We start from the raw sequence: 6,720 nt of genomic DNA on the forward strand, positions 1-6,720 counted from the left end.
CATTTCTCATAATACCTTTTAGTAATTTATTTTATTTAAAACAAGCAGTTATAAATGCCTACAATTTTTCAATACCAAAGTAATATTTTACAATGAGACAATTAATCAGTGAAAGTTATTTTTTAAAAGAAAAAATGAATTTGAATTGTTTTTAAATTAAAATCCGAGAAGTATCTTGAAACCAATAAGTATCAAGATCACTCCACCTAATATCTGGAACTTGTCTCCAACATAATTGCCGAGTTTCTTTCCTATGAATATTCCAATTATGCTGAAGGCGAAAGCCACAATTCCGATTATCGCACAGGATATCAATAAAGGATCATTTAAAAGTGCAATTGTGATTCCAACTGCAAATGCATCTATGCTTGTCGCTATGGCCAATAGTGTGACTTCCTTGAATGAGAAATGGTCTGTAATCTCCTCATCATCTTCAGACAGGCTTTCCCTTATCATGTTCAAACCAATAGCCAGAAGCAATATGAAACCCACAATTGGTGCCAATGACTCCACGATTGATGCGATTACATTGCCACAAAAGTAGCCGATTATCGGCATGAAAAACTGAAAACCTCCAAAAAAGAGTCCATAATATAATATTTGAGGCTTTGTAAGATTCTTTTGCGTGAAACCCTTTGTCATGGATACGCTGAAAGCGTCCATTGCAAGAGCTATCGCTATTAGAAAAGTTGAAATAAGATTAAAAGACATTAATAATACTTTGTAATAGGATTTATTTAAAATGATTTATTACTATTAATTTTTAGATTATTTGGGCCGAAACCCAAATAATCATTGCACGGTCGGTTTCTGGGAAATATTTTTAAGTATTTCCCATATATTCTATTGTCTGGTCCTGATATTTAAATTAAACAGTTATAAATGCTTGCAATTTTTCAAACTCAAATCAATTTTACAATCCTGGACAATATACCCAATATATTGAAATTAAAAACAATCTATTTATACTATTTGAATTTATATTAATAATCATGAAAGATTTATTTGATTATGTTGAATTTGGAGACTTAAAGTTAAACAGCAGAATTGTCAGAACAGGTCTTTGGGAATCTGAAAGGGAAAAGACTGGAAATTTCACACCCGAGATATATAACAGATATGAAAACATTGCAGCAAGCGGTGTAGGATTAATCATATCCGAGGTGTATTCCCTCTATCCTCGCGATGTTTTCTCAAAATACACAAGCACAATCAACTATAAGCAATTCGTCCGTGAAGCACGTGACCTAACCGATTTGGTCCATGTATATGACGTTCCCATCTTTGCACAATTGGGTTTTGTTCAATACAACAAGAGAACCGAACAGAACATGCGCGTTGAGGATATAAGCATAGATGACATCAGAAAAATTCAAACAGACATCATCATAGCAGCTCAAAAATTTGAATACGGAGGATTTGACGGCATTCAATTGGGTCTGGGTAACTATTATTTCCTTGCCCGTTTCATAAATCCAAACTTCAACACAAGAACAGACAAATATGGTGGAAGCACTCTCAATCGTTTAAGGATGGTTCTGGAGATAATTAAAGTGATAAAGGAAAACACAAACCTCCATATTAATTGCCGTTTGAATGCATTTGACGGCACCAACATGGGAATGAGCATAGATGAAACTATTGAGATATGTAAACTTCTTGAAAAGCATGGTGTTGACTCACTTCAAATCACCCGTCCACGCTCACCGCAATTCTTCACACAGGAAAACCAGGAGAAAAATCCATTAATCGAGGCAACTAATCAAATAATCAAAAACGTTTCAATTCCAGTAATCCTAGGTGGTGGAGCCAACAGCCAAAATCAGATTAATGAAATCCTAAACGAAACCGACATTGACTTCATATCCATGCAAAGACCATTTGTCAAAGATCCAAGCTTTTTGGTTGACTGGCAAATCGAAGGTGACGGCGTAAGCCAATGCATAACCTGCAATAACTGTTATTGGAAAAAGACAAGCACATGCCATATACGGTCATGTTCCCTTAAACCTTAACTTTTCCCATAACTTCTGAATTTTTCCAAAAAGTAGTGAAGCTCTTCATCAATCTGATACAAGGTAACTATTGGCTTTGCATTCAAAAGGCTTGTAAGGACAATCAGCAGTGGAATTGCTTCACCTACATTTACATTCTTGAACTCCAAATCCTGATAGGTTACCTTGAAGTTTCCATTCAAGTGCTCATCTATCCTTAAACCAACTGGAAGAAAATCTATCTCATTTTTCTCAATCAGCTCTTCCAACAATTTGGTCCCTTCAAGAATATCTTCAAAGTCTATTTTTTCCTTGGCCAAAATAGGTTCAAGAAAGTCAAAATGTATGTCATAGTCATACTTGGAATAGCTCTTGAAATATTCATTGACCATAAGATAGTTGATGTAGAGCTCATGGTTGATGATTGAGTACTTTTTGTTGTTAAGGATGAATTCCATAATTAATAGTTGTTAAAAAAAGTATAAAAAACTAGTTATTATAACTAGTTTTCTTGTGGTATTGTTTCTTTTTTAGCGAATTTCTTAAATCTTGAGATGAAGATTTTCGCCCAGATGTACCCGACTGTTCCTCCAACGAAACAACCGAATACCACACCGGCATAGATTCCTGTAAGTCCCCATCCGAATATGAAACAGAAAAGATATGCGAATACTGTTTCAAGAATCAATGATCTTAGCAATGTAATCAACAGGGAATATGTTCCCTTACCCACTCCCTGGAATACCATTGATGACATCATACCGTGTGGAATCGCCAAAACGAACAGGCTTAATACTGATATTGCATGAGCGATTTGAGGGGATAATGCAGCACTTGCATCGGTGTATGAAAACATTGTAGCGATTTGTGATGAGAAAATAAACATCACAGCACCCAATGCAATTGAAATTGTAAAACCCAACTTGATTGCATATGAGTGGGATGTTTTCAGATTTTGATAGTTACGTGCACCGTAAGCCACTCCTGCAACTGTCAATACAGCTGTTCCAAGACCGATTAAAGGAATCATTGCCAATTGAACGATTCTCATTGAAGCAGTATATACTGCCACAGCTGTTGTGTCTGCAGCCATTACAAGCATACTGTTGATAATTATCGCAAGGATTGAGAACACTAAACTTTCAAGGGTTGATGGAATTGCCACTTGAAGGTTATCGGTAATCATCTTAGTTGAGTAGTTGAAATTCTTTAAGGATAAATCAAGGTACAGGTCCTTTTTACCCCAAATCCAATAGCTCATTACAAGGCATGACAGGATTGCGGAAAATACTGTAGCCCATGCAGCACCTGCAATACCGAAGTTTAAGACATAAATGAACACTGGGTCCAATATGATGTTCATTACAGCAGTCACAGCAATTGCAATTGTTGCCCTTCTCATGTCCCCTTCTGACCTGAAAATCGCTGAAGCGACACCAGAATATACAAATACAATCAGGAATCCGAATATGATGTAACTGTAGTCCATTGCATACTGGATGGTTGATCCTGCTCCCATCATTTGAAGGATTTGCACCATGAACACTTCGATAATCACTGTAAAGATTATGGATACAACTACAGCCAAGAGTATACCATGTAAAGCTGCGTTGTTTGCCTGCTCATAATTTTTCGCTCCAATATATCTTGCAATTAATGAATTTGCACCTGCTCCGATTCCGTTTCCGAGTCCTACCAATACCATGAATAATGGTGTGATGAATCCTACTGCAGCCAGTGCATCTGCCCCAAGTCCTGCAACCCATATACTGTCAGCAATGTTGTAAAGCATGATCAATAGCATGGACAGCATCATAGGCAATGCCAATTTTACAATAGCCTTTTTAGGATCTCCTGTTATCATTTCAATATTACTATTTTTAGCCATGTTATTCCCCATTGTTAAACTCTATAGCTTTTATCGCTATCTCTTTTAAAATTATTTGTAACTCCTCTTTTTCAATTGAAATATCGTTAAATAAGTAATCTTCCCATACACCAAGCTTTTCTTTAGCTTGAGTTAAGGTTTCTTCACCTTTTGGTGTTATGTGAACCTTCTTTTGACGCCGATTATTGTCATCAACCTCTCTTGTGACAAGCCCATTGTCTTCAAGTTTCTTGATTGACCTTGCAACCGAACCCTTGTCTATATTGCATCTGGATGCAATTTTCTCCTGATTTATTTCCTTTTGATGTTCAATCTCAAAGAGAAAATGCAACTGTGATGCATTAATGCCCAATTCCTCAAGATGATGATTCAGGTACAGTGTCTGGTTTTTTGCAATAATAGAAATCAGCTTGCCAAATGGAAGTTTTTTTGCATCAATTATTTTAAACTCCTCTAGTGACATGTTCTCACTCTAAGAATGAAGATAAATCATAATCATCTTTTTTGACCTGTTTTGTTGTTAATGCCAATGTCTTCAATGGTTTTGTTGAATATGATTCCAATTGCTTGAAACTTGATTCAAAGCCGCTGCTTCCTGCGGTCATGAAGAACTTCACATTATCGAATTTACCTTCATTTTGTTTTAAATATGAAATCAGTGGATTTGCAGCCTTGCTTGCCCATACCGGAGCTCCAAGATAAATCACATCATAGTCATTAGGATCATACTTTAGAGGTTCCAATTCAACAATTTTTTCAGTGATTGCATCCTTTCCTCCACGAGCGTATCCTATCTTTCCTGAATAGTTTACTTTCGGTATGATTTCTTCAATGTCTGCGTTAATTTCGCCAGCGATATTTTCGGCCAGCTTTTTTGTAATGTTTGTTCTTGAATAATAAACTACTAACGATTTCATAAGATAATATTATGTCGTTATCATATATAAACTGTTGCACTGACAACTATTGCACTGACAACAATTATAAAATTTAAAAAAAATATTAAAAAAAGAGAAAAAAGGATTATAACTTAAAGATGGATTTGGTCCATTTGAACTTGTGTTTGGCGTTCTGGACGGTTTCATCATAAGTCTGGATAGGTCTTCCATAGTCCTTTCCTATGATTTTTTGCTTTTGGTGGACATCCATAGAGGTATCCTTAAGCTTGGTGAATAATGAAATGTCCTCATCGAGCTTGCTTAAGCGTTCTTCTAATTCAGCCTTTTCCCTATTGACCTCTTCCAATTTGCTGTCAATAATGTTGTCAGTTTGAATTGCAGCTGCCTCTTTCATTTCAAACAGTGCATCGATAGCATCTCCGACACTCATTCCATTATCCTTTAATGCATTTACTTTTTCATATTGCTCATCGGTTAATTCAATTTCCATTTTCATCAATAAAATCCCCATTATATTATTAGTAATATATATTTATCACGTCCTTTAAATTATTTTCTAAAGTTGCAAAATCTTTATTAATTTAAAAATGTAAAGTAAAAACATGAATAAATTAAAAATAGCCAAACCTATTTCAACATTTACTAATCCTCCAATCATTTGTATACCGTTATTTTTAATAATTTGTTTAACATTATCCTTTACAAATGGGGAGTTCGATTTTACAAAATTTGTTAAATTGGAAGCCATATCATTGATTTTCGCTTCAATATTACCAATGGTAATAATATTGTTCTGGGCAAAAAAACTTGGAACCGACAAGGACATATCAAACAGGTCAGACAGGTACATGCCTCTGATTGTTGGAATCGTATCATATTTCATAGGATTTTTAATCTGTCTAATATTCAATGTGGATAACTTTTTAACATGCCTTCTTCTATGTTACTCTGTAAATACAGGTGTTGTGCTTTTAATAACTACCAAATGGAAAATAAGCGTGCACACTACTGGTTTGTCAGGTCCTAATGCTGCTTTGATATTGCTTTTGGGCCCTATAGGTGCATTGATTGGAGTGTTATATCCACTAATCATATGGTCAAGAGTTCTTTTGAAAAAACATACCCTTGCACAGGCAATAGCTGGAGGGGCACAGGGATATTTCCTGACTGTCTTGGAGATGTATCTTTTCAGCGTCATTTTAAAATTGCCTTTGGGAAACATTGTAAGCCTATATGACTCAATCCTATACATATTGGCGATTATCGTAACTCCAATCTTTTTAGGCATTTTAAGCTACACCAGCAAGTCAAGAGCAATGTTCGTCATTCTTGAGATTGTTGCATTGATACTGTTCTTCCTGTTTACACCATTAAGCGTGTTCATTGTCTTTTTGGTGGTAAGCATGCTCTCAATATTGATCAGCTATCTTGCAGGTCCGGAATTCATCTGGCACGAAGTATTGAATTAATTAAAATAGGTAAATGGCTATTAAAATGATTGTCACTTTTAACATTATTGTGCAAGAATTCTCCGGCTTCTTTAAGCCGGGAGATGAATTGCACTTTTAAGGGGGTTTGTTGAATTTTTAGAATTTTTTTGCAAAATAAAAAAATATACTGTATTACTTTCCAAATGCTCTTAGATAAACTCTATTTATTATAAAGGTATATAAGTTGATATAAGAAAAAGAAAACATATTTTTTTTGATGTTTAATCAAAAATAATTAAAATCCATGTTTTTTTTTCGAGTATACAAATAAAATTAATGACATCTTTGTCTAAAAAGAAAATAAAGTGTGGGGAGCATTTATTTATGGTTGATAAAACGTTTATTTTGACCGATAAGATTGAGTTTGTCCCTGATGAGGATTTAGAAGGGGAATTGAATTTTAATTTACGGGCAGCCGGTTATGTATTCAATAAAACATTAGAATACAG

At 34.9% G+C, this 6,720-nt stretch carries 8 protein-coding genes; 2 read left to right on the plus strand and 6 right to left on the minus strand.

The window, feature by feature from the left end; genetic code table 11:
• Positions 1 to 156 precede the first annotated feature (156 nt).
• Positions 157 to 711 carry a manganese efflux pump MntP family protein gene (locus ILA26_RS02860; protein WP_292893876.1) on the minus strand — a complete coding sequence of 185 codons (555 nt, stop codon included), beginning with the start codon at positions 709 to 711 and terminating at the stop codon, positions 157 to 159.
• A gap of 281 nt (positions 712 to 992) precedes the next feature.
• Between ILA26_RS02860 and ILA26_RS02865 the strand changes: the two genes are divergently transcribed.
• The gene (locus tag ILA26_RS02865; protein WP_292893877.1) at positions 993 to 2,015 is read left to right on the plus strand and encodes a tRNA-dihydrouridine synthase; all 1,023 of its coding nucleotides are present in this window, start codon (positions 993 to 995) and stop codon (positions 2,013 to 2,015) included.
• Here the strand turns inward: ILA26_RS02865 and ILA26_RS02870 are convergent.
• The 5 genes from ILA26_RS02870 to ILA26_RS02890 all read right to left on the minus strand — a co-directional run bounded on the left by ILA26_RS02870 (position 2,012) and on the right by ILA26_RS02890 (position 5,277).
• Positions 2,012 to 2,452 (minus strand): hypothetical protein, encoded by a 441-nt coding sequence (locus tag ILA26_RS02870; RefSeq protein ID WP_292893879.1) that lies wholly within the window; start codon positions 2,450 to 2,452, stop codon positions 2,012 to 2,014. The two genes, ILA26_RS02865 and ILA26_RS02870, sit on opposite strands and share 4 nt — an antisense overlap.
• 44 nt (positions 2,453 to 2,496) lie before the next feature.
• Entirely contained in the window at positions 2,497 to 3,882 is a 1,386-nt protein-coding gene (locus tag ILA26_RS02875) for an MATE family efflux transporter (RefSeq protein ID WP_292893881.1), read from the minus strand.
• A 1-nt stretch (position 3,883) separates the two neighbouring features.
• Positions 3,884 to 4,345 carry a MarR family transcriptional regulator gene (locus tag ILA26_RS02880; RefSeq protein ID WP_292893883.1) on the minus strand — a complete coding sequence of 154 codons (462 nt, stop codon included), beginning with the start codon at positions 4,343 to 4,345 and terminating at the stop codon, positions 3,884 to 3,886.
• Between the two features lie 4 nt (positions 4,346 to 4,349).
• Positions 4,350 to 4,799, minus strand: coding sequence for a flavodoxin (locus ILA26_RS02885; protein ID WP_292893885.1), 450 nt, complete (start codon positions 4,797 to 4,799; stop codon positions 4,350 to 4,352).
• A 106-nt stretch (positions 4,800 to 4,905) separates the two neighbouring features.
• Positions 4,906 to 5,277 (minus strand): hypothetical protein, encoded by a 372-nt coding sequence (locus ILA26_RS02890; protein WP_292893887.1) that lies wholly within the window; start codon positions 5,275 to 5,277, stop codon positions 4,906 to 4,908.
• A 106-nt stretch (positions 5,278 to 5,383) separates the two neighbouring features.
• On the opposite strand from ILA26_RS02890, the gene ILA26_RS02895 reads away from it, so the two are divergent.
• A complete protein-coding gene (locus ILA26_RS02895; RefSeq protein WP_292893889.1) occupies positions 5,384 to 6,250 on the plus strand; it encodes a hypothetical protein in 867 nt (288 codons plus the stop codon).
• Positions 6,251 to 6,720 lie beyond the last annotated feature (470 nt).

The sequence above is a fragment of the Methanobrevibacter sp. genome, from assembly GCF_017940815.1.
Classification (GTDB): domain Archaea; phylum Methanobacteriota; class Methanobacteria; order Methanobacteriales; family Methanobacteriaceae; genus Methanocatella.